General features: G+C 70.6%; 21 protein-coding genes. 7 read left to right on the top strand and 14 right to left on the bottom strand.

What is annotated here, in order from left to right; genetic code table 11:
- Positions 1–55 precede the first annotated feature (55 nt).
- The 6 genes from Pma05_RS04570 (at position 56) to Pma05_RS04545 (ending at position 6057) form a co-directional block, all read left to right on the top strand.
- On the top strand, positions 56–652 hold the full coding sequence (locus Pma05_RS04570) for a hypothetical protein (protein WP_203855999.1): 597 nt from the start codon (positions 56–58) through the stop codon (positions 650–652).
- Positions 653–662: 10 nt separating this feature from the next.
- On the top strand, positions 663–1805 hold the full coding sequence (locus tag Pma05_RS04565) for a hypothetical protein (RefSeq protein ID WP_203855998.1): 1143 nt from the start codon (positions 663–665) through the stop codon (positions 1803–1805).
- 17 nt (positions 1806–1822) lie between these two features.
- The gene (locus tag Pma05_RS04560) at positions 1823–3136 is read left to right on the top strand and encodes a toxic anion resistance protein (protein ID WP_203855997.1); all 1314 of its coding nucleotides are present in this window, start codon (positions 1823–1825) and stop codon (positions 3134–3136) included.
- Positions 3137–3302: 166 nt separating this feature from the next.
- Complete coding sequence (locus Pma05_RS04555; protein WP_239311665.1) at positions 3303–5327, top strand: elongation factor G; 2025 nt, start codon at positions 3303–3305, stop codon at positions 5325–5327.
- 155 nt (positions 5328–5482) lie between these two features.
- Entirely contained in the window at positions 5483–5686 is a 204-nt protein-coding gene (locus Pma05_RS04550; protein ID WP_203855996.1) for a Rossmann-fold NAD(P)-binding domain-containing protein, read from the top strand.
- Positions 5680–6057 carry a type 1 periplasmic-binding domain-containing protein gene (locus tag Pma05_RS04545; protein WP_203855995.1) on the top strand — a complete coding sequence of 126 codons (378 nt, stop codon included), beginning with the start codon at positions 5680–5682 and terminating at the stop codon, positions 6055–6057. The genes Pma05_RS04550 and Pma05_RS04545 overlap by 7 nt, the downstream gene beginning before the upstream one ends.
- 222 nt (positions 6058–6279) lie before the next feature.
- Here Pma05_RS04545 and Pma05_RS04540 read toward each other — a convergent pair whose 3' ends face one another.
- A complete protein-coding gene (locus Pma05_RS04540; RefSeq protein ID WP_239311663.1) occupies positions 6280–7545 on the bottom strand; it encodes a PEP/pyruvate-binding domain-containing protein in 1266 nt (421 codons plus the stop codon).
- A gap of 688 nt (positions 7546–8233) precedes the next feature.
- Here Pma05_RS04540 and Pma05_RS04535 point away from each other — a divergent pair.
- Complete coding sequence (locus Pma05_RS04535) at positions 8234–8836, top strand: histidine phosphatase family protein (RefSeq protein ID WP_203855994.1); 603 nt, start codon at positions 8234–8236, stop codon at positions 8834–8836.
- 73 nt (positions 8837–8909) lie between these two features.
- On the opposite strand, the gene Pma05_RS04530 is transcribed toward Pma05_RS04535, so the two are convergent.
- From Pma05_RS04530 to pstA, 13 genes are all read right to left on the bottom strand, one after another.
- The gene (locus Pma05_RS04530; RefSeq protein ID WP_203855993.1) at positions 8910–10055 is read right to left on the bottom strand and encodes a WxL protein peptidoglycan domain-containing protein; all 1146 of its coding nucleotides are present in this window, start codon (positions 10053–10055) and stop codon (positions 8910–8912) included.
- Between the two features lie 105 nt (positions 10056–10160).
- Positions 10161–11384 (bottom strand): Ig-like domain-containing protein, encoded by a 1224-nt coding sequence (locus Pma05_RS04525; RefSeq protein ID WP_203855992.1) that lies wholly within the window; start codon positions 11382–11384, stop codon positions 10161–10163.
- Positions 11385–11684: 300 nt separating this feature from the next.
- Positions 11685–12515, bottom strand: coding sequence for a phosphate ABC transporter ATP-binding protein (locus tag Pma05_RS04520; RefSeq protein WP_425567547.1), 831 nt, complete (start codon positions 12513–12515; stop codon positions 11685–11687).
- A gap of 13 nt (positions 12516–12528) precedes the next feature.
- On the bottom strand, positions 12529–13524 hold the full coding sequence (locus Pma05_RS04515) for a sortase (RefSeq protein WP_203855991.1): 996 nt from the start codon (positions 13522–13524) through the stop codon (positions 12529–12531).
- On the bottom strand, positions 13521–14246 hold the full coding sequence (locus tag Pma05_RS04510; protein WP_203855990.1) for a hypothetical protein: 726 nt from the start codon (positions 14244–14246) through the stop codon (positions 13521–13523). The genes Pma05_RS04515 and Pma05_RS04510 overlap by 4 nt, the downstream gene beginning before the upstream one ends.
- Positions 14247–14509: 263 nt before the next feature.
- Complete coding sequence (locus Pma05_RS04505) at positions 14510–15391, bottom strand: hypothetical protein (RefSeq protein ID WP_203855989.1); 882 nt, start codon at positions 15389–15391, stop codon at positions 14510–14512.
- 91 nt (positions 15392–15482) lie between these two features.
- On the bottom strand, positions 15483–16232 hold the full coding sequence (locus tag Pma05_RS04500; protein WP_203855988.1) for an Ig-like domain-containing protein: 750 nt from the start codon (positions 16230–16232) through the stop codon (positions 15483–15485).
- A 492-nt stretch (positions 16233–16724) separates the two neighbouring features.
- Positions 16725–17837, bottom strand: a complete 1113-nt coding sequence (locus tag Pma05_RS04495) for a hypothetical protein (protein WP_203855987.1) — start codon at positions 17835–17837, stop codon at positions 16725–16727.
- 340 nt (positions 17838–18177) lie between these two features.
- The gene (locus tag Pma05_RS04490) at positions 18178–19224 is read right to left on the bottom strand and encodes a substrate-binding domain-containing protein (RefSeq protein ID WP_203855986.1); all 1047 of its coding nucleotides are present in this window, start codon (positions 19222–19224) and stop codon (positions 18178–18180) included.
- 342 nt (positions 19225–19566) lie between these two features.
- Entirely contained in the window at positions 19567–20007 is a 441-nt protein-coding gene (locus Pma05_RS04485; RefSeq protein WP_203855985.1) for a hypothetical protein, read from the bottom strand.
- A 217-nt stretch (positions 20008–20224) separates the two neighbouring features.
- Positions 20225–22798, bottom strand: coding sequence for a hypothetical protein (locus tag Pma05_RS04480; RefSeq protein WP_203855984.1), 2574 nt, complete (start codon positions 22796–22798; stop codon positions 20225–20227).
- Complete coding sequence (pstS, locus tag Pma05_RS04475; protein ID WP_239311661.1) at positions 22795–24438, bottom strand: phosphate ABC transporter substrate-binding protein PstS; 1644 nt, start codon at positions 24436–24438, stop codon at positions 22795–22797. Before pstS ends, Pma05_RS04480 begins: the two co-directional genes overlap by 4 nt.
- Positions 24431–25873: a phosphate ABC transporter permease PstA gene (gene pstA, locus Pma05_RS04470; RefSeq protein WP_203855983.1), complete on the bottom strand. Its 1443-nt coding sequence runs from the start codon at positions 25871–25873 to the stop codon at positions 24431–24433. Before pstA ends, pstS begins: the two co-directional genes overlap by 8 nt.
- Positions 25874–25897: the final 24 nt, after the last annotated feature.

Here is a 25897-nt window from a genome sequence, read left to right as displayed (position 1 = left end):
CGACCGGTCCGGGCACCGGGCGCCGGGCCGGCGGGCACCGGCGGCGGTGGTCGCGGTGAGAGGAAAACTCGCCGCGCCGGTCGCGCTCGCCACGGCCGTCGCGGTCTTCACCGGGACCTTCGTGCTCACCGGCAACTTCCTGTGGGCGCCGCTGCTGGCGATGGCCGCGGCGGTCGGGGTGTACCTGATGGTCGATGACCGCAGCCCGGCCCAGGCGCGCAGCGACGACTACCTCGACGAGGCGCGTGCCAAGGTCGCGGAGGCGCTCGCGATCCTGCGCGGCATCGAACGGCTCCACCCCGACGTCCAGGCGCCGGCCGCCCGCACCGCCCTGGAGTCGGCCTGCCGGTACGTGCCGGAGCTGTTCGACCGGGTCCAGGCCAGGTCGCCGAACAGCCTCTACTCCACCGCCAGCCAGATCAGCGGCCACCTGAGCAGCCTCGACGGGGCGGTGCGGCAGTACCTCGACATCCAGCGCAAGCCGGTGCTCTACGCCGACCCCGAGGCGCTCAAGCGCAGTGGCGAGCTGGCGTTCGAACGCTTCGCCGCGTTCGCCCTGGACAGCGTGCGGCTGGTCAACCAGGGCGACATCGCGCAGTACCGCGCCAACCTCGACACCGTCGCGCCGCCGAAACTTCCCGAGTTGGGATGAAGGAGTCATCGTGAGATTGCCCAGCGTTCGGTTCCTGATCGGACTGGTCACGGTGATCGTCGTCTGCGTCGTCGCCGCCGTGCTGTTTTCGAGGTCCGGCGGGACCTCCACCCCGTCCGCCGCGCCGACCACGCTGACCTGCGTCGGCGGCTCGGAGAAGTCCGAGCTGATGGCCGACCCCGAGGTCATCCGGGTACTGCGGGACAAATACCGCCTGGAGGTGAACTTCCAGCCGCTCGGCTCGTACGACCAGGTGCAGTTGAGTACGGACGACCTGCGGGCGCGCAAGGTCGACTGCCTCTGGCCGTCGAGCGCCAGCGCGCAGAGTGTCTTCGAGGCGCAGCACCAGGGGGCGTTCCCGGAGTACCGGGCGGAGAACCTGTTGCAGTCGCCTGAGGTGGTCTACGCCGGACCGCGCGGCACCGACGCGCTGGTCAAGCTGGGCGTCGTCCAGCAGCGGGACAACCGCTACCACATCGTGAACATGAAGTCCCTGCTGCTGGACTACGTGCTGAAGAAGCAGACCTGGGACGGCAACGGGGCGACCGATCTGCGGGGCCCGATCACGGTGTCCAGTACCGACCCGGCCAAATCCAACAGCGGCTTCGTGCTCGCCCAGCTCCAGTTGAGCATCATCGCCACCGACGACGTGTTCCAGGCGCCGAACATCGCGCAGGCGCGCCGGGCCCTGCCGACCATGCGGGCGCTCTACGACGCGCAGGGCCTACAGGCGCGCAGCTCGGACTCCGGGTTCCGGGAGTGGCTGACCCAGGGCGGGGAGTTCAAGTCCCCGCTCTACGCCGGTTACGAGAACCAGCTCATCCAGCAGGTCGTGCAGAGCGGTGCGAACAGCGCCAACCTGCTCAAGAACGTACGCGTGCTCTACCCCGACCCGACCATCTACAGCGACCACCCGGTCCTGGCCCTCAACACCACCGCCGCCGGGTTCATCGAGGCGATGAAGGATCCGGAGATCCAGAGCATCGCGTGGAAGACGTACGGTTTCCGCTCAGCGGTCCAGGTCGGCGTCAACAACGTCGCGGACTTCCCGGCGATCAACCTCGCCGAGCAGATCCGTACCACCCCGGCGCCGGCCGCGGACGTCACACTCGCGCTGCTGAGCTGCATGAAGGACGCCAAGACCTGCCAGTGAGGGAGAACGGACCTGCCATGACCGACGGATTGCAGATCGACTTCGGCAGCATCGTGGGCGGAACGGCCGACCCGCCGGCCGGTGCCGCCGACACCGCCATCACCAGTACCCTGCTCGCCGGCCAGCCCCGGGAGCTGGTCTGCGTGGACCTGCTCAGCCCGGCGCAGCGTGCCCAGGCCGAGGCGGCGGCCGGGCAGCTCTACCCGGCGATGCTGGCCAATACCGACCAGCTCGCCTCGTTCGGCAACACCGCGATCGACCAGGTCAACGCCCAGGTCAGCCGGATCTTCCACGAGGTCGGCCGGGTCAACATCCCAGAGCTGACCGGCATCATGCACGAACTGAACGACCGGATGCGCAACTTCCGGCGCAAGTACGACCCGAGCGACCCGAAGATCCGGGAGACGTTCGACAAGTTCTCCGACGCCGTCAAGGGTCTGTTCCGGAAGGGCCGCGACCTGCTGGAGATGCTGTTCGAGGAGGCCCGGACGGTCGAGCAGCAGTTGGACCGGGTGGCCGGGCAGCTCAGCGCGAAGCAGTTGCAGCTCAAGCGCAACGTGGTGCTCTGCGACGAGCTCTACAAGGCCAACGAGGCGGCGATCGGCCAGCTCATCGGCGCGATCGCGGTGATGGAACTCGTCCGGGAGGTGGCGCTCGCCGACGCCCGGTCGATCACGGTGACCCCGGGCGCGGTCGACGAGCGTGACCAGCAGGAGCGGCTCTCACTGGTCACCGAGTTCATCCAGGCGCTCGAGGTACGCATCAACGAGTTCCAGCAGCGGCTCTTCGTCGCCTGGTCGACATCCCCGCAGGTGCGCAACATCCGCACCCTGAACTACGGGCTCGGCCAGCGGCTCGCGTTGCTGATGAACCTGACCATCCCGACGATGAAGCTCACCATCGCGCAGTGGGCGCTGCTGTTGCAGGCCAATCAGGCCGCCGACATGCAGCAGGCGGTCGCGGACGGCGCGAACGACGTGCTCTCGGCGTACGCGCGGGCGTCGAAGGCCGCCGTGCCGCAGATCGTCCGGACGATCCAGACGCCGACGATCCGCCCGGAGACGCTGCTGGAGGTCGCGGAGTCGATCGACGCGCAGGCCCGGGGCATCGAGGAGGCGGTCAGGTACGGCCAGCAGAAGCGCGCCGAGGTGGTCACCGCGATCGTCACCGCCAACGAGTCGATGTCGCAGTCGGCGAACCGGCTCTCCAAGACCGTGGTCGAGCTGGTCACCCGGGCCAAGGAGCCGCTGGCGCTGCCGGCCGGGCCGCAACTGCCCGCCTCGGTGCTGGAGCAGGCGTCGGCGGTCGACCTGACCCGGCAGCCCGGCTGACCCACGACCATACCTCCGACCAGGTGGGATAACTCGGTCGTGCGGCGTTCCGAGCCGTGGTTGACTCGGACCGGAATCCGCCGACGGACGAACAGGGAGACCGAAATGCGAGCCGTGTGCACCTCCATCGAACAGGGAACTTGGATCTCTTCGAGGGGTGTGGCGGTTGCCGCAGAGAACGCTGAACCTGGGAATCCTGGCGCATGTCGACGCCGGTAAGACGACACTGACCGAACGGCTGCTGTACGCGGCCGGGGTCATCGACACCGTCGGCGAGGTCGATGCCGGCACGACCCGGACCGACACGCTGGCGCTGGAACGCCAGCGTGGCATCACCATCAAGTCCGCCGTCGTGTCGTTCGAGATCGCCGGCGTGACGGTCAACCTGATCGACACACCGGGCCATCCGGACTTCATCGCCGAGGTCGAGCGAGTACTGAGCCTGCTCGACGGCGCCGTTCTGGTGATCTCGGCGGTCGAGGGCGTCCAACCACAGACCCGTGTCCTGATGCGGGCACTACGGCGGTTGCGCGTACCGACGTTGCTGTTCGTGAACAAGGTCGACCGGCGGGGCGCCGATCTCGGGCGGGTCTTCGAGGCGGTGGCGGACCGGCTCACGCCCGCGATCATCCCGATGGGCACGGTCACCGGGCTCGGTACCCGGGCCGCCCGGTTCACCCCCTACGGCTCCGGTGACCCGGCGTTCCGGGCGGCGCTGACCGAGGTCCTCGTCGAGCGGGACGACTCGCTGCTGGCCGCGTACGTCGAGAACGAGCGCGCCGTCACGGGCCGACGGCTGCGCGGGGAACTCGCCGCGCAGACCCGGCGGTCGTCGGTCCATCCGGTCTTCCTCGGCTCGGCGATCACCGGGGAGGGCGTGCCCGCGCTGATGGCCGGGCTGACCGAACTGTTGCCGGCCGAGGTCGGCGACGCGGAGGCCGCGGTCTCGGGCCGCGTCTTCAAGATCGATCGTGGGCCGGCGGGGGAGAAGATCGCCTATCTCCGGATGTTCGCCGGCACGCTGCGGGCCCGGCAGCGGTTGCCCGTCACGGGTGTGAGCGGCGGCGATGCCGAGGCGAAGGCCACGGCCATCAGTGTCTCGGAGCACGGCGGGTGGGTCCGGCGGCCAGAACTCGCCGCTGGCGAGATCGGCCGGCTCTGGGGCCTGAACGGGGTCCGGATCGGCGACACGATCGGTCGGCCGCCCGCGACCGGGGGCCAGCACCACTTCGCGCCGCCGACGATGGAGACCGTCGTCGCTCCGGTGCGCCCGGGCGACGACGGCGCGTTGCGCGCCGCGCTGGCCTGGCTGGCCGAGCAGGATCCGCTGATCGACGTCCGGGTGGACGACACCGGCCGGGAGGTCTCCGTCTCGCTCTACGGCGAGGTCCAGAAGGAGGTCGTCCAGGCGACGTTGGCGACGGAGTTCGGCATCGACGTCACGTTCCGGGAGACGACCATCGTCTGCGTCGAGCGTCCGGTCCGGCGCGGCGAGGCCGTCGAGGTCCTCAACACCGAGGCCAACCCGTTCCAGGCCACCATCGGCCTGCGGGTCGAGCCCGGTCCGGCCAACTCGGGAATCGAGTTCCGGATGCGGGTCGAGCCACAGGCAATGCCGATGTACGTCTACCGGAACGCCGACACCTTCACCGCGCACATGAGCCGGTACGTGCGCCGGACCCTGCGCGAGGGGAGGTTCGGCTGGCAGGTCACCGACTGCGTCGTCACCATGGTCGACTGTAGCTACAGCCTGGCCGACGGTCCGCCGTCGAGGCGGGGCCCGCTCAGTACTCCGGCGGACTTCCGCAACCTCACGCCGATCGTGCTGATGCGGGCACTCGACCAGGCCGGAACCGTGGTCTGCGAGCCGATGCTCCGGGTGAGCCTCGAAGCCCCGGTGTGGGCGATCAGCGCCGTGCTGACGGCCCTGGGCCGGCTCGGCGCGGCAGTGCGGCAGCAGTCGGTACGGGGTGACCTGACCACGATCGAGGCCGTCGTACCGGCGGCACGAGTGCAGCACCTGCAACGCCAACTGCCCGGCCTGACCGCTGGTGAGGGAGTCGTCGAGTCCACGTTCGACGGCTATCGGGCGGTCCGGGGCGAACCGGCGACCCGGGCACGGACGACGGCGGATCCCCGGCACCGCGAAAAGTACCTGACCTCACTGACCCGGCAGGGTGCCCGGAACTGACGCGTCGCGCTGGCCGGACCGCCGCGCACCGCCGCCCATCCCGGTATCGTGATGGTGTCCAGCGGGCTGGGATCCGTCATCGTGTCCGGCGAACCGCACGCGCTCGACCTGCCGCCCGCGCTACCCGGCTACCCGGCTCGAAGGCGGCCCTGAACATGACCACCAGCCAGTACGCACACCTCCTGCCGGGCGTCGAGGTCGACGCCGTGGATCCCGGTCACACCGCGACCGACCTCAGCGATCACCGGAGCCATCAGACCGTGACCGAGGGCATCGAGGCGATCGTCCGGCTGGCCAGCATCGACCCGGACGGCCCGACCGGCGGCTTCCTCGACCGAGCCGGGACCGCGCCGTGCTGACCCTCTCCCTGGGACTGCATCCCAGCGCCATCGACTACAGCCGTTACCCCGGCCTCGACGAGGAAACCCTGACCGTCCGGATCGCGGCGGGCGAGGCGGCGCTGCGCGAGGCCGGGTTCGACATCGTGTCGTGCCAGGTCTCCGCCGACCCGGAGGAGGCGGAGCGGACGGTCCGCGAGTGTCTGGCCGCCCGACCGGTCGACGCCGTGATGATCGGCGCGGGCCTGCGGATGGCGCCAGAGCACACCCTGCTGTTCGAACGGCTGGTGAACCTGCTCAACCAGCTCGTCCCCGGCATCGTGTTCTGCTTCAACACCTCGCCGGAGACCACGATCGACGCCCTGCGCCGGTCTGCCCGCACCAGCCGCTGACACCTCACCCTGGTCCTGCGGGCGTCCGTCGCGGACGGCGGCAGGCGATATTCGATCCCCGCAGGGAGCTGGCGACCCGGAGGGCGTCCGCCGCCTTCGACGCCGCAGTGGAGCGCTGGGCCGCCAGCGACGGCGCGACGGATCCGCATGAGCTGACCGAGGAAGCCTCCAAGCCGGTTGCGTCGGTGCCCGGATGCGGGAGCTGGGCGCCCCTCAATCGAGTCAGAGCAGGGTGATGCGGCCGGCGCTGCCGTCGACCTCGACCATGGCGTTGTCGGGAAGGGCGGTCATTGCTTCCCGGACTGCAAGGACGGCGGGCAGGCCCTGCTCGCGCGCCACGATCGCGGCGTGCGACAGCATGCCTCCGGTTTCGGTGACGACCGCGGCAACTACGCCGAACAGGGGCGTCCACGCTGGATCCGTGGTCCGGCATACGAGGACGTCTCCGGTGTGGACGCGGCCGAAGTCGCCCGGGCCGTGGACCAGCCGTACGGGTCCTCGGGCGATTCCGGGACTGCCCGGAGTGCCGGTCAGAGCGGTGGTGTCCCCGGTGGCGGAGGAGGCTGTGTCCGGAAGAGCGGACGTGATCGGCCGGGCCTGCAGCAGCCAGATCCGGCCCTCGGCGATCGCCCATTCGATGTCCTGCGGCCCCTGGAGCAGCCGTGCCGTCTCCCGGCCGAGGCTCGCGAGCCGGAGCACCTCCTCGTCGCTGAGGCAGAACCGACTGCGGTCGGCGATGTCCACCTTCCGGGTGATGACCTCGCCGCCTTGACGGTCGGCCCTGACCGCCTTCTCGCCGAGCGAGCGATGCGTGACCGCGTCACCGGACACCGTCCACGAGTCGGGGGTGACCTGGCCGCCGACGATGCTCTCGCCCAACCCCCACGAGCCCTCGATCCGGATGTCGGAGCCGGTGAACGTCACCCCGGCGACCTCTGCGTCCACCAGTTGTTGCACCAGCACCGCCATTGCTGGATGGCCGGCGTCGGCGGCCCGGCGGCGCCGGTATTCGACGGCGCGCTCCGACCACACGGAGGCCCAGCAGCTGCGGACGGCGTCGGCCACCCGGTCGGCGCCAATGACGCCCAGGAAGGTGTCGTGCTGCCCCGCTGCGGTGGCCTCGGCGGTGTCCTCGCTGGTCGCCGAGGAGCGCACGGCGACGGGCCGGCCGTCGAGCCGGACGAGCGCCTGCGCGATCTCATCGACCAGCGCGGGCGCCGACGGCGCCCGCAGAATCAGCTGCCGGGCGGCGCCGGCGTCGCTGAGGTCGAGGCCGGCGACTGCCTGGCCGTACGCCGAGGTCGGCACCACGAACCCGAGCGGCACCGGCAGTCCGGCGCGTAGCAGGCGGCCCAGGACGGCTGCCTTGCCGCCCGAGGTGGCTGCGACGGCGCCAGCGAGATCGATCAGCATCGTTTCTTCCCTTGTGGTGATGGACCGAATATGGCCGTCGGCGACCTTACGAGGTCGCGCCGTGCGCGTCGGCATTGACACCCGGTAGGGCAGTATGAATGCTCGCTGCCATGACACACGCTTCCACGCCGGATCTCCTTGTCTTGCACGGGGTACGGGTTTCCGGGATGGCCGACGACGCCGCGGTTTCCCGGCGTGTCGGCATCGACCAGGACAAGACCACCGAGCTGTTGGAGGACTTCCAGGCTTACGGCTGGGTCAGCCACGTCGCGTTCGGCGCCACCAGCGGGTGGACGCTCACCGATCGGGGCCGCGACGAGGACTCCCGCCGACTCGCCAGCGAACTCGACCAGGTCGGGGCGCGACCCGCCGTCGAGCTGGGCCACCAGGTCTTCGAGTCGCTGAACGGGCGTCTGGTCAAGGCTTGCACAGACTGGCAGCTACGGCCCAACCCGGACGATCGGCTGGCGACCAACGACCACAGCGACCCGAAGTGGGACGCCCGCGTGCTGGACGAACTGTCCGCACTCGACGGCGAACTGGCGCGACTGGTCGGCGGCCTTTCTGCCGTGCTGGCCCGGTTCGGCGGCTACGACGAGCGGTTCTCCGCGGCGTTGGTACGCGCCCGCGGGAAAGCAGCAGTGGGTAACCGGCGTCGGTGTCGCGTCGTGCCACGCCGTGTGGATGGAGCTGCACGAAGATCTTCTGTCGACATTGGGTATCCCGCGCGATGCGAAGATCGGCGGCAGATAGGTTCGGGCCCATGGCAACCCGACATCTCTACGTTGCACGGCACGGCGCGGCGGACGCGTTCGGCGAACTCAAGGACGCCGGTCGCAGACAGGCGAACCTGCTGGGCGAGCGGCTCGCGGGTCTGCCGATCGGCGCGGTCTGGCATTCGCCGCTGCCGCGCGCCGCGTCGAGCGCGCAGGAACTCGCCCGGCACCTGCCCGGCGTTCCCGTCGCCGCGGCCTCCGAACTCATCGACCACGTCCCTTACGTGCCCACCGCCGCCGAGATGCCCCGATCGTGGGCCGGCTTCTTCGACGGCTACGACGAGGCCGAGGCCGCGTCGGGCCGCAAGCTCGCCGATGCGCTGGTGGCGCGGTTCGGGCAGGTGCCCGCGGCGGGCGAGCCCGACACGTACGAGGTCCTGGTCACGCATGCCTACCCGATCGCGTGGCTGGTGCGCGAGGCCCTCGAAGCGCCGCCTATGCAGTGGCTGAGCCTGGACAGCGCCAACACCGGGCTCACCGTGATCGAGTACCGCACCGGCCTGGCGCCCACGCTGGTGATGTTCAACGACATGAGCCACCTGCCGGCCGACCTGCGCTGGACCGGGATTCGGGCGGACGCTCGTCCCTGAGGGGCGTCTGATTCACGTATTTCGCGGGTGATGCCGTCTTCGGTTGTCTCGCCAGGTTGGGGTGGTTTCCCGGTCAGCTTCGGGTACCGAGCGGCGTGGCTGCGCTGTCGTGCGCCGGGTCGGTGTCCGGGCCGGGGACCTCGGCCGGCTCGACGGGGCCGTCCACCGGTACGGCGTCGGTACCGGCCGCGCGCCGTCGACGCTGCCGCCACCAGAGCAGGGCCAGTACCGCACCGATCAGCACGAGCAGGTAGAGCAACGTCCACGGAACGGTCCAGACCGTCCCGCTCCGGGTCACGGTGGGCAGTGCTCCCTCGCTGCTGGTGGCGTCGACGCGTACCGTGGCGGTGACCATGCCGCCCGGTAGGACGCCGTCGACCTGCCGGACCAGGGTCACCCGCGCGCCCGGCAGCAGTTCCGGCAGGGTGACGTCCTGGTCGCCGGCGAGCGGTACCCCGAACAGGCCGGTGGTGTGCAGTTGGGCGGTGCCGCCGACCCGGACGTTGCCGGGGTTGCGGAGCCGGTAGGTGACCGTCGCCGGGCCGCGGGCGAACGGCACGGCCGGACTGGCGTACGAGACCTGCACCGACTCGACGTCGACCATCGGCGCCAGCGGCCCGTTCACCCGCAGGTAGATCCGCGCGCCGACCCGACGCTCCACGTTGACCCGCTGCCCCTCGGCGTCGGTACGCTGCTCGGCGACCGAGGCGACGATCCCGGCCGCGTGGTCGCCGGGGGTCGCGTTCGGCGGAACGGTCAACCGGAACGGCAGGACGATCCGCTCGCCGGGGCGCAGCGTCCGGGTCTGCCGGCCGAGGTCGACCCAGGCGCCGGCCTCGCGCGCCGGCTGGCTGGCCGGCGGGAGCGCGAACGCCCCGTCCGTCGAGGTGGAGGCGTCGGTGGCGTACACGGTGAAGGTGAGCGGCTGGGTCGACCGGTTGGTCACCACCACCCGGTCCTCGCGCTGCTGGCCCGGGGCGAGGTCGTAGCTGAACTGGCCACGGGGTTCGGCCCCGGCCACGGCGGCGGGTTCCACGGTCCAGCGGAACTCGTCGCCGGGGGCCGCACCGGCCGGGCCGGAGACCGCCGCCGACAGGGTCATGGCGACGACCAGCGCGGCGACGACGCGGTGGGGTCGGGGTGCGGTCATGGTGGGCTCCTCGCTCGTCATCGCGACGCCGGGCGGGCTGCTGCCCTCGCGGCACTCGGTCAGGGACACGACTCTGGGATGCTCAGGGACGGATGTGCGGCGGAGGTGCCACGGACCGGTTGCCCGTGGTACCTCCGCCGTCGGTCGGCCGTCGGCCGGTCAGACCCTCGCGGGTCAGACCAGCGTCAGGGTGAGGGTGCCGGCGTAGCTGCCCGGCGTGGTGGTGTCCGGGATGCCGAGGCTCAGCCCGGCGCCGCACTCGAAGGTGCCGGCGCTGCTGCCCTCGTCGGCCCGGCACAGCGTCCTGGCCTCCCCGAGGCCGGAGCCCGGCGTCGCGGCGGCGCCCGCGGTGGCGGTGCCGCTGCCGCTCAGCTTGCTGGCGTTCGGCGTCCAGCCGAGCTGGTTGCCGTCGATGGTGGCGGCGGCCGGGCCGACGAAGTCCTCCACCTGGCCGGTCAGGTTCCAACCGGCGCTGGTGCCGCGCAGGTCGGTCACCGTCGCCGTGTTCAGCGTGCCGGTGGCCGTACCGCCGACGACGCCGCCGGAGAGGGCGACGTCGGTACCCGCCACCTCCAGGGAGAGCCCACCGCCGACGATCTCGGCCGTGACCTGCTGCTCCTTGTTGACGGCACCCGGGGCGGTGACCTGGACGCGCACCTCGGCCGAGGTCGACGGCTGGTACGCCGCCGGGTCCGCCGGGGTGAACTGTGCGGTCAGCGAGTTGTTCCCCACCGGCAGGGTGGAGACGGTGATCTGGGCCGTACCGCCGGAGACCGGCGCGGTCCCCAGCGAGGTGCTGCCGTTGCGGAAGGCGACCGTGCCGGCCGCGGCGGCCGGGTCCACCGTGGCGGTGAGGGTCACGGCGGTGCCGGACTCGACCGGTCCGGCCGGGCTGGCGCCCAGCGCGGTGCTGGTCGGTGCGGCCGGGTCGACGGCGCCCTTGACCCGCCAGTTGCCGCCGTCGACCGTGATGAGGGTCTCGAAGCGGTCCGGGTGTACGCCGTTGAGTTCGCTGAGGCACTCGATGACGACGACGTACTCGCCGTTCGCCGGCGTGCCGGCCAGCGCGGTGGCCATCGACCGGTTCGCGGTCAGGGTGAACGGAGCCGTGTCGTAGCCGGTGTCGCTGGCGATCCGGCTGAGGTTGGCCACCTGACCGCCTACGGGGCCGACCCGTAGCGCGGCCTGGTCGCCGAAGCCGGTGGGGCAGGCCGCCGAGGTGGTGGCCTGGGTCAGCATCGGGTTGTCGGTGACGGTGCCACCGGTGGGGTTGAGGGTAATGGTGCCCGCCGCGGCGGCCTGGGCCGGCGCCGCGACGCCGACCAGGCCGACCGCGGTCAGCGCGACCGCGCCGGCCAGGGCGGCTGCCCGGCCGAGCAGGGCCTTTGTTGCCTTCATGGATCACTTCCTTCGCCAGGAGTGCGGTGCGGCGGCTCTCCCCCGTCGGGAGCGGTCACCTGCCGCGACCTCGATCAGGCTGCACACGGGCCGTGACCCGTCGTGCAGGCCAACGCCAAGGCCGGACATGCAGCAGGAAAATTGCGGGTTACGGCCGAACTGACATGGGACTGACGGCGTGAAGAATCGAGTTGATCCACCGTGTGAATGGAAGATGTCAAAGCCGGCGCGAGCAGGGTGTTCACCTTTTCGTCACCATCGCCGACCCGGTGGACGCGACCGACCGGTCGGCGGAACGGCCTATCCGAACCGTCCGTGCACATAGTCGTAGGTACGAGAGTCCTGTGGACTGTCGAACATCACCTCGGTCGGACCGTGCTCGACGATGGCGCCGGGCGTACCGTGCTCGGCCAGGAAGAACGCGCACTGGTTGGAGACCCGGGCCGCCTGCTGCATGTTGTGCGTGACGATCACGATCGTCACCTCGGCCACCAGTTCGGCGATGGTCTCCTCGATCCGCCGGGTCGAGGTCGGGTCGAGCGCCGAGCAGGGCTCGTCCATCAGCAGTACCCGGGGTCGGACCGCCAGCGACCGGGCGATGCAGAGCCGCTGCTGCTGCCCGCCGGAGAGCGCGCCGCCGGGGGAGCGGAGCCGGTCCCGTACCTCCTTCCAGAGTCCGGCCTTGGCCAGGCACTCCTCGACCAGGGCGTCGCGGGCGTCGCGGCCGATCCGGGTACCGGTGAGCCGCAGGCCCGCGACGACGTTGTCGTAGATCGACATCGTCGGGAACGGGTTCGGCTTCTGGAACACCATCCCGACCTGCCGCCGGGCGTCGGTGATCCGGCGGACCGGCGCGTACAGGTCCTGGTCGTCGAGGAGTACCTCGCCGGCGAGCGAGGCACCGGGGATCAGCTCGTGCATCCGGTTGAGGATCCGCAGGAACGTGGACTTGCCGCAGCCGGACGGTCCGATCAGGGCGGTCACCTCGCCGGCGGCCATGGTCAGCGACACCCGGTCGAGCACCTTGTGCTGGCCGAACCACGCGGAGATCGACCGGGCTTCCAGGGCCGCCAGACTGCCGTACGGTCCGGTCGGCGCGGTGGGCATCAGGGACGTACTGTCGAGGCTCATCTCGGCTCCGTCGTTAATAGAGGTTGGGCAGGAGTCGGACGGCCTGGTCCGCCACGGTGAGGCCCAGGACGGTGAGCAGCGGCATCCCCGACACCCACGCCTGCCAGCCGCCCCAGCGGGCCCAGGCCCAGCTCACCGCGTAGGCGGCGATCAGCAGTGCCTGGCCCCACAGCACCAGCGGCACCCACGCGCCGGGGTCGCCGGCCATCGCCTGCTCGGCCGTGCTCAGGGACTGCGCGCCGAACCGCCGCTGCGGGGACGGTTGGGCCGACGAGACCAGGTCGGCGTCGACGTAGAGGACGTTGTCCGGCAGGTACGGCCGGCCGTCGGCGGTGGCCAGGGTGAGCCGGCCCGCCCCGTCGGCCAGCCGGGGCGGCAGCGGATCGCCCGGGCGGCGCAGACCGCTGACCCGGTACCTGTGCTCGCCCTGTCCGGTCACCACGACGATCTCGTCCCCGGCGGTCAGCAGCGACAGCCCGGCGAAGGGGCCGCCGTACCCGGCGTGCCGGCCCAGTACGACGCTGGTCCCGGGCTGGCCGGGCAGTACCGTGTCGCGGCGGTGCCCGGGGCCGTTCTGGAGTACGGCTCCGGTGGTGCCCTCGGAGACCACCTGCCGGGTGCCGAGCACGGGAATCCGGAGTACCGCGATCGACGTACCCGGGCGGAGCAGTTCACCGTCGAGATCGGTCTGGCCGACCGGTGCGATCCCCTCGGCCAGGTCCTTGCGGAAGTCGGCGTACGCCGTCTGCTGGGCCCGCTCGTAGCGGAGCTGGGAGACCAGCGTCAGGTGTACGACGAAGGCCAGCAGCAGTACCCCGAGCAGCGTCAGGATCGTGCCGGTGACGCGTACCGCCGGGATCTCGACGGGGCGGGACCGCCGGGCCGGTGCGGCCCGCGACGGTGACCCGCCGGGGTCGGATGCCGCTCGGGACGGCCTGGGCGGCGCGGTCGGCGGTTCCCGGTGGAGGTCGACCGGTGGCACGGTCGGCGGGTCGACGGTCGTGGTCACGGCTGCCTGCTTCCTCGTCGGCGGATCAGCGGTACGGCGGCCACACACGCCAGCAGGGCCACCACCCCGCCCAGAACCCAGGGCAGCGGTGAACCGCCCTCGTCTCCCCGGGAGGCCAGCTCGGGTGGGGCGGTGGCCGCGACGGTCGGTTCCCCGGCGGTACCGCTCGACGCGGCGGGCGCCGTCGGGGTCCCGTCACGGTCGGGGTCGGACGGCGCGCCGGTCGTCTGCCCCGACCCGGTGGCCGTCGGTGCGGCCTGGCCGGCGCCGCCGCTTCTGACCCGCCAACTGTCCCCGCTCACCACGATCCGCGACTCGAAGCGGTCGGGGTGGGTACCCAGGGTGTCGCTGACGCACTCGACGACGATCACGTACTCGCCGTCGCCGGGCGGCCTGCCCTGGGACATCACCATGGACCGGTTCGGGTTCATGGTGACCGGTGCCGTGTCGTAGCCGCCCGCCCCGCCCGGCCGGGCGATGTTGCTGTAGGGGCCGCCGACCGGGCCGACCCGGAGCAGCGCCGCGGAACCGTACCGGGCCGGGCAGGGCGCCGACGTGGTCGCCGAGACGAGCATCGGGTTGCCGCCGACGGTTCCGCCGGTCGGCGTGATGGTGAGCGTGCCGAGAGCCGCCCCGCGTCGGGCCGGTACCGCAGCGGCGCCGGGCGGCGGTGCCGACAGCCCGGCCACGGCCAGCAGAACCGCCGGGAGCAGCAGGCCCACCCCTCGGTACCTCGGTGAACCTTTCTCCACCTCCCCGTGCGGTTCGTCGGACCGCAGGGTCGGACGAGGCGGGCGAGCGCCGCGCGGTTCAGGTCGCAGAAGGGTCGGTGATCCCAGTACGGACATGTCTTCCTCTCTCGCGCCCGGCCAGACCGACGGGCCCGCCACAGCTCCCGGCGGGGTACGACGACCGCCGTCACCTCCGATGCCCGGGTGGCTTCCCCACCGACCCGGTCGGTCCGGCGCGCTCGCTCGGGATCCGGCTACGGCTGCGGGGTGTCGCGGCGTCGGGCCAGCAGCATCGCGGCGACACCGACACCGACGAGGACGAGCCCGCCGGTCAGCAGGGTCGGCAGCGAGGTACCGGTCAGCGCCAGGTTGCCGCCGCCGCCCCCCTGGGTCGGGGTCGGACTCGGGCTCTCCGTCTCGGTCGGGGTGGGGGTGGGGCTGCCGGTCTCGGTCGGGGTGGGGGTGGGACTGCCGGTCTCGGTCGGGGTCGGGGTCGGACTACCCGTCCCCGTCGGGGTCGGGGTGGGGCTGCCCGTCGCGGTCGGGCTCGCGGTCGGGGTCGGGGTCGGGGTGGCCGAACCGGAAGGGGTGGGCGAGCCGGTCGGTGCCTGCTTGACCTGCCAGGTCGGGCCGCTGATCGTGACCACCGCCTGGAACCAGTTCTCGTGCGCCTCGGCCAGTTCGGTCAGGCACTCGATGGTGATCCGGTAGTCGCCGTCGGCCGGTGCCGGGTGGTCCCCGTCGTTCGGAGTCGGGTCCAGCGCTCTGGCGATGGACCGGTTGGTGCCGAGGGTGAACGGGCCGGCGTCGTAGCCGGTGGCGCTGGCGATCCGGTCGAGCGTGCCGCCCTCGGGTCGGCCCTGCTGATCGGCCGGGCTGATCCGGATCTGCGCCTGGGCACCCCAGCCGGTCGGGCAGCCCGCCGAGGTCCGTGCGGTGAACGCGGGCGCCTGGGCCGAGCCGTCGGTCACGCTGCCGCTGGTCGGGTCGATGGTGAGGGTGCCGAGCGAGGGTGCCGCCTGGGCGGGCGGGGTGAGCCCGACCAGCGCCGCGGCGATCGCGCCGGCTCCGGAGAGCAGCGCGACCGCCACGAACGTCGAGCCGGTCCGGCCGAGCCGGCGGGTTGGCGTCTTCACAGCGTTCCTTCCTTGTCGATAACACGGGCGTGTGGCCGGACGTCCACAAGGGACTTCCGGCCACCCGGGCGCGCGTCTCGGACGCGCTGGCTCAACCGATCACGAGGTACCAGGTCTGCGACGTCGAGGCCGCGAACAGGCGCGGGTCCTCCGGGGTGAAGGCGGCCCTGAGCTGGAGTACGCCGGTCGGCAGGGTGGTGGTGCTGATCAGCGCCTTTCCGTCGGCGACGGGGGCCGTGCCGATACTGGTGGAGCCGGCGAAGAACTCGACGCTGCCGGCCGCGTGCTGCCGCACCGTCGCGGTCAGCGTCACCCGCTGGCCCTCGAAGGCGAACAGACCCGGCTTGGCGGTCAGCCTGGTGGTGGTGGCCGCCGCGTTCTTCACCGCCCAGGTGTCGCCGGTGACGGTGATCAGGGTCGAGAAGTCCTTCGGCGCCGCTCCGGTCGTACCGGAGCAGGAGACGGCCACCTCGTAGGTGCCGTCCGCCGGCGCCGCGCCGAGGGCGGTGGCGAGCGAGCGGTTCGCCGCGAGGCTGAACGGCGCCTGGTCGTAGTTGGCGAGTCCGCCGATGCGGGCGAGCGGGCTGTACGGGCCACCGAGCGGACCGACCTTCAGCGCGGCGTTCTCGCCGAAGCCGGACGGGCAGGCCGCCGAGGTGGTGGCCGCCGTCACGAACGGGTTGTCCTGCACGCTGCCGCTGGTGGGCGTCAGCGCGACGGTGCCGAGGATCGGGCTTTCCGCCTGCGCGGGGCCGGCCAGGCCGGCGAGCGCCAGGGTCGCGATCGCGGCGGTCGACAGCGCCACCGCCGTCCGGACGAACAGAGACTTGGCCTTGCTCACGAAGCACTTCCTCTCGGTGTGGTTTCGCGGTTGCCGTTCCCGGGTTCGCAAACCCGGGCCTCGGATCAGCGGCGGAAAGCGCCGCCGTGGTGGTACGCAACGCGGGAAGAATGCCGAGTCCGGTCCGGTGGTCCCAACCGACACTGCCTCGACCTGCGGTTCGCTTCGATATGGAGACGGATGGAACTAAGTGCCGATTTCGGTCCACCCCAGTCGCCTGTGGAATGGACCGCGATCAGCATTCCCTGCCCGCCGGGTACGTCGACACCCGCGCTTCGCGAACGTTTCGTGCCCAATGCTTCGCCAACATGAAGGCCAGATGAACCCGAAGCCGCACCCGACGCAAGTGGAATGTGTGCACCGCCGTTCGGTCGACGTACGGTGCCCGGTAGCCGTCGTCGGCCACCCGTTCGACGTCGCACCCGCGACCGGCGCGGGGCGCCGGCCGCGAGTGTGTTCGATGACGTGCTCCCGGGCGCTATGCCCCGGGCGTCAGGCCGGCGGCCAGCCGGCGGTGTTCAGGTTGCCGGTCAGCGTGGTGGACCCACAGTCGCCGATGGTGGCGAAGCCGTAGGTGGTGATGACTCCGCTCTGGGCGCAGAGCAGCGAGCCGAAGCTCCCACCGGCGGTGAAGACCCGGTCGATCCACTCCTCGGTCAGCTCACTGGAGGCGACGATGTTGTAGACCCGCCGGTTGAGCGGGAACGCGGGGTTGAGCACCTCGTTCGGCGGGTTGGTGCCGGCCGCGTACGGCGACACGGTGTTGATGCTGCCGAGCAGCGACGGGCCACGCCGGTCCTCGACGCCCGGCAGCGCGTTGCCCTGGGCGATGTGCTGGGCGATCGAGAACGGCATGACGTAGTCGTTGTGGCCGTTCAGTTCCCGGCCGTCGTGCTCCTGCACCGGCGGGACACCGGTACCGTCCGGCACCGTCGCCGACGCCGGTACGAGGCAGGGGTAGTCACCGGCGGCGATCTCGGCGTCGGTGATGCCCATCTGCTGGTTCCAGAACTGCCGGGTGCCGGATCCGGGCTGGATCAGCAGCGGCTGGACCGGGAAGGAGCCGACCGTGGTGGTGACGCACTTGTAGATGTTCTGGAGCAGTGAGAGCGACATGTTGGTCGGCAGGTCGCTGTTCTCGTTGACCGCGTACGTCACCGCGTCCAGGGCGAACGGGATCCAGGTCCCGTTGCCACCCGCGACCAGGGTCGTACCGCTGGACGAGCGGGCGAAGTCGACACAGTCCTCGATCGTGCTCACCGCCGGGGACTGCACCTTCGAGGCCCACAGCGAGCGGTTGCCCTCCGTCGAGCCGTTCGGCCGCTGGAACACGCAGTTGGCGACCTTGGTCTTGATCGGCGAGGTGCCGCGCGCGTCCCAGGACGCGAGTACGGTGCCGCCGCCGATCGCCGCGCCCAGGCCGTTCAGCACGTCCTGGGTGGTGTCCGACCCGGTGCCGGCCAGGGTCCGGTAGGCGGCGGCGTCGGTCGGGAACGGGGGGAACCCGGTGAACGGATCGGCCGAGGCCGGGGTGGCCACCGCCGCGACGGCGAGCACGGCCGCGAGTGCCGTCCCCACCGCCTTCCCGAGGGACTTAACCTGCATCGTTCTCCCTTTCGCCAGAGACAGGAGGTCGACCCATTCCCCTATATGAATGGGTCGCAATCAGCATTCCCTGATTCCCATATGCGTCGACACCGGTATTTAGAAAACGTTCCGTGCCAAATCCTTCGCCCGCATGAAGGCCAGATGAATCGGTTCGACCACGCAGAGTTGCCGGCCCACGGGGTGGTCGACGTCGCGGGGCCGGTCACGAGGAATTTCCGGTCACCTCGACGCCGTGCCAGAGTTCCTGACGAGGGCCGAAAAAGTCGTGCTCGCGACCGACGCGAGTCGGCCACGAGCACGAACGGATCGAGGTGGGAAAGGGTTCAGTGGACGGCTGTCAGAGGTTGCCGCGCAGCACGACGGAACCGCAGTCGGCGGCGACGCCGAAGCCGTACCGCTGGATGAGGGCGCCCTGCTGGCAGATCAGCGAGTCCGCACCGGTGAAGACCTGGTCGATCACGCTGTTGTTCAGGTCGGCGGTCGGCACGATGTTGTACACCGTCCGCCGCAGTGGGAAGTTGACGTTCAGTACCTCGTTCGGCGGGGTCGTCCCGGCCGCGTACGGCGACACGGTGTTGATCCGGCCGAGCTCCGACGGGCCACGCCGGTCCTCGACCCCCGCCAGGCTGTTGCCCTGGGCGATGTGCTGGGCGATCGAGTACGGCATCAGGTAGTCGGTGTGCCCCTCCAGTACCCGGGCGTCGTGCTCCTGTACCTCCGGCAGGCCGGACCCGTCCGGCACCGACGGCGACGCCGGCACCAGGCACGGGTAGTCGCCGAGCGCGATCTCCTGGTCGGTGATGGACATCTGCCCGTTCCAGAACTGCCGGGTGCCGGAGCCGGCCTGGAGCAGCAGCGGCTGGATCGGGATGCCACCGATGTGGCTGATCACGCACTTGTAGATGTTCTGTAGCAGCGCCACCGACATGTTGATCGGCAGGTCGCTGTTCCGGTTGATCGCGAAGGTGACCGCGTCCACCCCGAACGGGATCCACGTCCCGGTGCCTGCCGGGACGTTGGTGGTACCGCTGGACGACCGGGCGAAGTCGACGCAGCCGGCGGTGGGGCTGGCCGGCAGCTTCGAGTCCCGCAGCGCGGTCCGGCCCGCCGACGAGCCGTTCGGCCGGGCCAGTTCGCAGCCCGTGGCCTTGGTCTTGACGGTCGCGGTGCCGCGGGCGTCCCAGGACGCGATCGCCTTCTGGCCGCCGACCGTGATCGCCTCGCCCAGCCCGTTGAGCACGTCCTGGGTGGTGTCCGAACCGACCCCGGCCAGCGTCCGGTAGTCGGTCACGGGGTTCGGGTCGGCGGCGGCCGGGCCGGCCCCCGCCGCGACACCGACAGCGGCGACGAGGGCCGCGCCCACCGCCGCAACGATTATCCTCACCTGCATGGTTCTCCCTTTCCTCCAGAAAGAGGTTCGGCTCATTGCTCTTGCTGAGTGAGCCGAGTGGAGCATCAATCGCCGGGCCGGGACTGCGATACCTGCGTCCGGGGAACGTTCAGTGCGCAATATTTCGCCAACATGTAGGCCGAATGAATCGTCTGCCATATATATTGAACATTTTTAAGTCTCCCTTGCGGTCCGTCGTGGCCGCAGGTAGAAGTCGGCGCGCACGCGCCGCGCTGTTCAGGTTGAAAGGCGGGGCGGGGCGGCGATAGCCGAGCATCAACCGCCTGGTACGCCGGCTGCGGGTGTAAACCTTCGTCAGGTGTTACCTCGACGTCGTCAGGCCGGCGGTGGCCATCCGAAGGCGTTCAGCTTGGTTGGCAGATCGCTGTTCTCGTTTATCGCGTACGTCACCGCGTCCAACGCGAACGGGATCCAGACCCCGTCACCGGCGAGGACCAGGGTGGTGTTGCTGGACGACCGAGCGAAGTCGACACAATCCTCGATCGTGCTCGCCGCCGGAGACTGCACCTTCGAAGCCCACAGTGCCCGATTGCCCTCCGTCGAGCCGTTTGGCCGCTGGAACACGCAGTTGTCGGCCTTGGTCTTGATCGGTGAGGCGCCACGTGCGTCCCACGACGCCACCACGGTGCCGCCGCCGATCGCCGCGCCCAGGCCGTTCATCACGTCCTGGGTGGTGTCCGACCCGACCCCGGCCAGCAACCGGTAGTCGGTCCCCGGGCTCGGATCGGCACCGGCCGGGGGTGGCCACCGCCGCAAGACCGAGAGTGGCGACAAGGGCGGCGACCGTCGCTCTGGCAATTATCCTCACCTGCATGGTTTCTCCCTTCTGAGTGAGCCGTCTGGAGCATCGACCGCCAAGCCGGGACCCCGATACCCAAGTCGAGGAACGTTTAGTGAGCAAGGTTTCGCCAACGGGTAGGCCGAATGGATTCAAGGGCCATGAATATTTAGCGTGATGAACGCCATCTATTCATCATGTTTTGGTCCCGTCCGATGCGGGGCGGCGATAGCCAATCATCAGCATGGTCGGGCCGGAAATGCCGCTCGCCACCCCAACCCCGAGGATGGCGAGGAGCAGGAAACGCATCCAGCCGACCGGCTCGCCCGGGGTCGGCGTCGTCGCGGCGACCGGGACCGGCGGGGCCGAAGCTGTCGGCGCAGGGCTCGGGATCGCTGCGGCGCTCGGAATCGCCCCGGGTGTCGGAGTGGCCAAGGACGAAGAGGGCGTCGGATCCGGGGCCGACGTATCGGGGTCGGCCGTACCGGGCGACGAGGGAGTGGCCTTGGCGAGCTCGGCGGCCACCGCCAGCGTCTGGTCCCGCAGTGCCTTCGGCAGCGCCGCATAGCCGGGCGGGAGTTGTCCGGGCTTGGACCCGATCGTCTGCCCGTCGGTGGCGATGTAGCGGAGCAGTCGGGCGTACTCGCGGCGTGCCGGCTCCGCCCGTTCCAGGTTCGCCGCCGCGTAGGTGAGCATGGTGAGCGGGTAGGCGCCGGACACGGACCGGGTCGGGTTGGGTTGCAGCACGCCCTCGACCAGGCTGGGTTCCATCGCGCCAACGCCGCCCAGCAGGCCGGCGGTGTCCGCCTTGACGCAGTTCCCACCCTCCGCGTCGCACAGGCTCGCGGTGGCCAGCCCGTACCGGGCCGCCGAGGCCGCGTCGGTGATCCCAAGCCCGAACTTCCGGCCCGGTAGCGGTGGCGGTGCCGCCTTGTAGTCGCCGAGCCGGGCCTGGGGATTCGCCGGATCGATGCCGCCGGCGGTTTCGTCCCACACGATCCGCTGCCGGGCATCGCTGCGCAGCGTCTGTCGCGCGGCGACCTCCAGGCTCTCGGCCCAGGGGGCGAAACCCGGCATGCAGTACTCGAACTTCGGAACGCCGGTCGTGGGCTCACCCATACGGCAACTCGGGTCTTCCTTCGGAAATCGGGACATGCCCTGCCCGTCGCCGAACACCAGCGGTACGTAGGCCGGGTTCACCCGCATGCCCTGTTCGTCGGGGAGCCCGGAGAGCCATTTGCGGGCCGCCTCGTCCGCCAGGACCCACTGCCACACCCGGCGAGCCAGCACCGACTCACCATCGGGCACCTGGATGGGATAGTGCCGCGACGTCGGGAAGAAACTCTTGAATATCGGATTCAGCTCGGTGAACTCGTCATCGACGCGGATGGATCGCGGGTTCTTGGCGATGTCCGGGTTCGCGCTCGGGTCGGGTACCTCCAGTTGATACGACTGGGTGAGCAACTTGGCCACCAGGCGTGGGGTCAGTTTCAGTTCCGGCAGTGGTTGCCCGTTCATCCGCTGCGCCTCCTCGGTCGAACCTGGGATCTCCGACTTGGACGTCCGGGCCTCGATCTGGAAGGCGATCACTGCCCCGTTCACGGTGATCGGTGCATGCATGATCATCGGATCGGTCTCCTCGCGGACCACCGGCACGTCGACGTAGCCGACCCCCCGGCCCTGGGCGCCGGGCAAGCGGACGGCCGCATCCGTGGTCACCTCGGTGGTGACGGTGTGCGAAAAGGCCGCCTGACCACCCGCGCACAGGCTCGCCTGCCAGCTCACCGCAGCCGGTGCCACCAGTTCGGAGCCGACCGTGTCGAAGACCTCGCCGCCCAGCGGGCACGGCGGCTGGATGGGCTCGAACTCCAGCGGAAACACGATCCGGTTGGCGAAGTAGCTGGGCAGCAGCGGCGACCCGCTTATCCGTCTCGGGCTCTGGTTGAGGTTGCCGTAGAAGTCCCGCTCGCCGCGAGGAACGACGACCAACCAGCAACGCCGGCCAGCGGGAAAGCCGGCCACCACCTCGCCGCAGTTGAGTCCCTTGGCGTCCGACCCGCGCTGGACCTCGAAGATGGTCCGGCCGACCCCGTCCGACGCGGTCCGAGTCGCCACCACCTCGTTGGTCTCGTCCCGCCGGAAGAAGTCCTCGGTATCGGGGACGCCGTCGTCGGGTGCACCCTGCGGCGGGAAGTCCTTCATCCGGGTACGCAGGCCGTCCGACGACTTGAAGGGGATGAACTCCGCGTCGTTCGGCAGGCGTTCGGCCGGGTCGCGGCCGGCCGGATTCCCAGTGGCGTCCAGATTGAATTGGACAGACCGACTGGAGGCCGAGACGCCCACCTGGAGTTCTTGTTCCTCGCTGACCTCCCCCTTTGCCGTCAAACCGCCGAACTGGCAGGTCTCCCGAAAGTCGGGGGCGTTGGGGTCAGGCCCCCAGCACTGCATGATCTGGAGGTAGTTCGTCCCGTACTCGCTCCCCGGCGCGGTCGGCTTGCCGCCGGTCCAGGCGATCTCGATGCCCTGGGTGACGAGATTCCTGGTCTGCGAGACGGTGACGGTGAGGTTGGAGAAGTCCTCGAACTGGCCACGCCGGCCGTTCTGCGTCATGGCCGACTCGGTGAGCCGGTCTCCGGGTACGGCGGCCAGGGCCGGCTGCGAGGTGTCCAGCCCACCGACGGCCAGCAGCGCTGTCGGCGCGACCAGGGCTGCCGCCACCGCCGCCGCCCAGCGTCGCCGCAGTGACGGGCTGCCGGGCCGGCGCCTCACCGGTCCCGCCCCTCGGTGCCGGTGACCCCGGAGCGCCGGAAGATCAACGGTGGCCCGATCACCAGGGCCAGCAGTACGACCCCGGCGAGCACCATCATGGTGTGCCGCAGTCGCCACCCGCCCTCGCCGTCCAGCGGGACCGGTACCCCCGCGACGAACTGCTGCCCCCCGCCACCGTTGCCGGCGCCGATCACCTCACCCGTGGCCGGGTCGATCAGCCCCGGCCCGGCCGACTGGCTGGCGGTCGGGCCGGCCGTGGCATTCGGTCCGGTGCCGGTGTTACCGGTGCCGCCGGTGTTGCCGGTGCTCGGGTTGCCGCCACCGGCGGGGTTGCTGTTCTCGGTGGGCGTGCCGGAGGCACCGCCGGTACCGGCCGTGCACTGCTGACCGTTGCCCTTCTTGTCGCACTCCGGCGGGTTCAGCGCGGTCCGGGCGAGGGTGTTGGTGCCGTCCGTGGAGAACGTCGGGTTGTTGCAACTGCGGATCGGCCGGGCCTCCTGCACCACGCCGGGTATCCGTTTCACCTGGTTGAAGCCCGCCTCCACCAGGTTGATCGGCAGGGGGGAGTAGCCGAGTAGGTCGACCTTCTGCTGGCCCTGACAGAGGAAGTAGTAGGCGAACCGACCGAGCGTGTACGCCTTGTCCTCGGTCACCCCGTTCTCGTGCGCGAGCGGGATGACCATGTAGGAGTACGAGGAGAGCGGATACGTACGCCGGTCCCGGTCGTTGTAGACGCCTTCCAGTTTCTGCGTGAGGTAGTTCTGCGCGTTCGGGTTGCCGGTCTCGATCTGCGCCTTGGTCAGCGCCACCGCCACGCTGTTGGCGGTCGGCTCCACGTAGTACCCGGCCTTGTTGAGCACCTTGACCACCGGGAAGCCGTTCTCCTTGGCGTACGAGTACTCGACGTAGGTGATGGCGCCCTCGGCGTTGCTGCCCGCGACGTACCCGGCGATCTGGCTCGACCCGGCCTGCGCGGTGAACCCGGGTGGATAGAACGACAGCACGTTGCACTGCGCCTCGGTCCGGCCCTTCCCCAGACACCAGGGGCGCCAGATCGACGGGTGCTGGTTGTTCATCCACTTGACGAACTGGGCGGTGGTGCCGGAGCCGTCGGAGCGGACCACCGGGATGATCTTCCGGGCCGGCATGTTGAGCCCGGGGTTGTCGGCCCGGATCGCGGCGTCGTTCCACATCTTGATGTTCCCGGTGAAGATCTTGGTGATCACGTCGCCGGAGAGCCGCAGGTTCGTCACCCGCCGGCCGCCGATCTTCAGGTTGTACATGAAGGAGGTACCGCCGGCCACGATCGGCATGTACGCGAACTTCCGGCGCGGAATGGCCTCGTTCGCCTCCGCGCCGAACTCGATCTCGGAGACCGCGAAGTCGACGGTGCCCTGGGCGAAGGCGTTGCGGCCGGCCGTCGAGCCGACCCCGCTGTAGTGCACGGTGATGTTGTTCTGCCGGACGTCAGCCCGCCACTGGTCGAGCGCGTTCTGGCTCCAGGTCGAGCCAGATCCGGTGATCGAGACGAGCCGGGGTGCGGCGGCGGCCGGTGTGCCGAGCAGTACCGGCGCCCCGACCAGGGCGAGCGTGAGCAGCCGGGCCACCCCCCGGCGCATCCGGGTAGCGGTCTCAGCCATCGCGATTCTCCTTCTCGGGTGTGGAAACGACGTGGTCACGGAGTTGGTCGGCACCGGCCGGCGCGGGAGGGGGCCCGGCCGGATAGCTGGCGGACCGGCCGGCGCGGCGGGCGTACCGGGTCACGTCCCGGGCCGACTCGCGGGCCCGGCGGCGCAGTTGACCCCGGCCGAGTTGACCCGGGCCGCGTCCGCCGACCAGCCGGGCCAGGACGAAGAGCAGCAGCACCAGCATCATCAGGGTGGCGGCGGTGCCGAAGCCCCGGACGATGAAACTCTCCTCCGGCGAGCGGGTGAGCGAGTAGGTGACCAGCGGCAACGAGTTGTTCCAGCCCTCGAACGGGTTGAGGTTGATGCTGGTGGCGCCGCCCGCGGTCAGCAGTACCGGAGACGTCTCGCCGATCCCCCGCGCGGTGCCGAGGATCACCGCCGTGGTCAGCCCGGACCGGGCGGTCGGGAGTACCACGTGCCAGACCGTCCGCCACTGCGAGGCGCCCAGCGCCAGCGCGGCCTCCCGCAGGTTTCCCGGTACCAACCGGATCACCACGTCGGCGGCGCGGATGATGATCGGCAGCATCATCACGCTGATCGCCAGCGACGTGGCGAAGCTGGAGTGCCGGTAGCCCAGCGCGAGGATCACCGTCGCGTAGATGAACAGACCGGCCACGATGGACGGCAGCGCGGTCATCGCCTCGGCGATCGTCCGGACCAGCCGGCTCAGCCGGCCCGGGATCTCGCTGAGGAAGACGGCGCAGATCACCGCCAGTGGCACGGTGAAGAGCAGGGCCAGGGCGATCTGCTGCAACGTGCCGACGATCGCGTGCAGGGCGCCGCCCTGGGTGAGCGGTTCGAGCGGCCCGGTGATCGACATGTCCTCGGTGAAGAAGTTGAGGTGCGTCAGCGGCTTCCAGCCCTCGGCGAAGGTGTAGAGGACCACCAGCGTCAGTACGGCGAGGACCAGGAAACCGAGGCTGTGCACCACGGCGCCGACCAGCCGGTCCCGTACGGCGGGGCCGTCCTCGTCCAGCGACACCAGTAACCCGTAGAAGCCGAGGAAGGCCAGGTAGGCGATCACGACGAAGCCGAGCACCCCGTCGAACGGGGCGAGCTGGGTGTAGAGCAGGGTGGTCACGCTCAGCGCGGCGACCGCCGCGCCGATCGCCGCGAAGATGTCGGTACGCCGGACCGTGGCGGTGATCCGCCGTGCCTCGACCGCGTCCGGCTGCTCGGGACGTACCGGAAGGGTGGTGGTCCGTCCGCGATCCGAGCGCAGCCGCGCGACCGGGACCGCCGGGTCGGCCGGCGGCGCTGGTTCGGTCGCGTCGAGCGCCGCTGGCTCGGTCGGGTTCGGCGGCGCTGGTTCGGTCGGGTTCGGCGCTGCCGGGTCGGGCCCGGTCGCTGCGTCGGTCGGCTCGTCGATCGCGTGCTTCGGGCTCATCGTCGGCGCACCTTGCTCGTCGTG

The organism is Plantactinospora mayteni, assembly GCF_016862935.1.
Lineage (GTDB): Bacteria > Actinomycetota > Actinomycetes > Mycobacteriales > Micromonosporaceae > Plantactinospora > Plantactinospora mayteni.
Note: the sequence above shows the minus strand (reverse complement) of the source record. Positions and strands in the feature narration are given on the sequence as shown.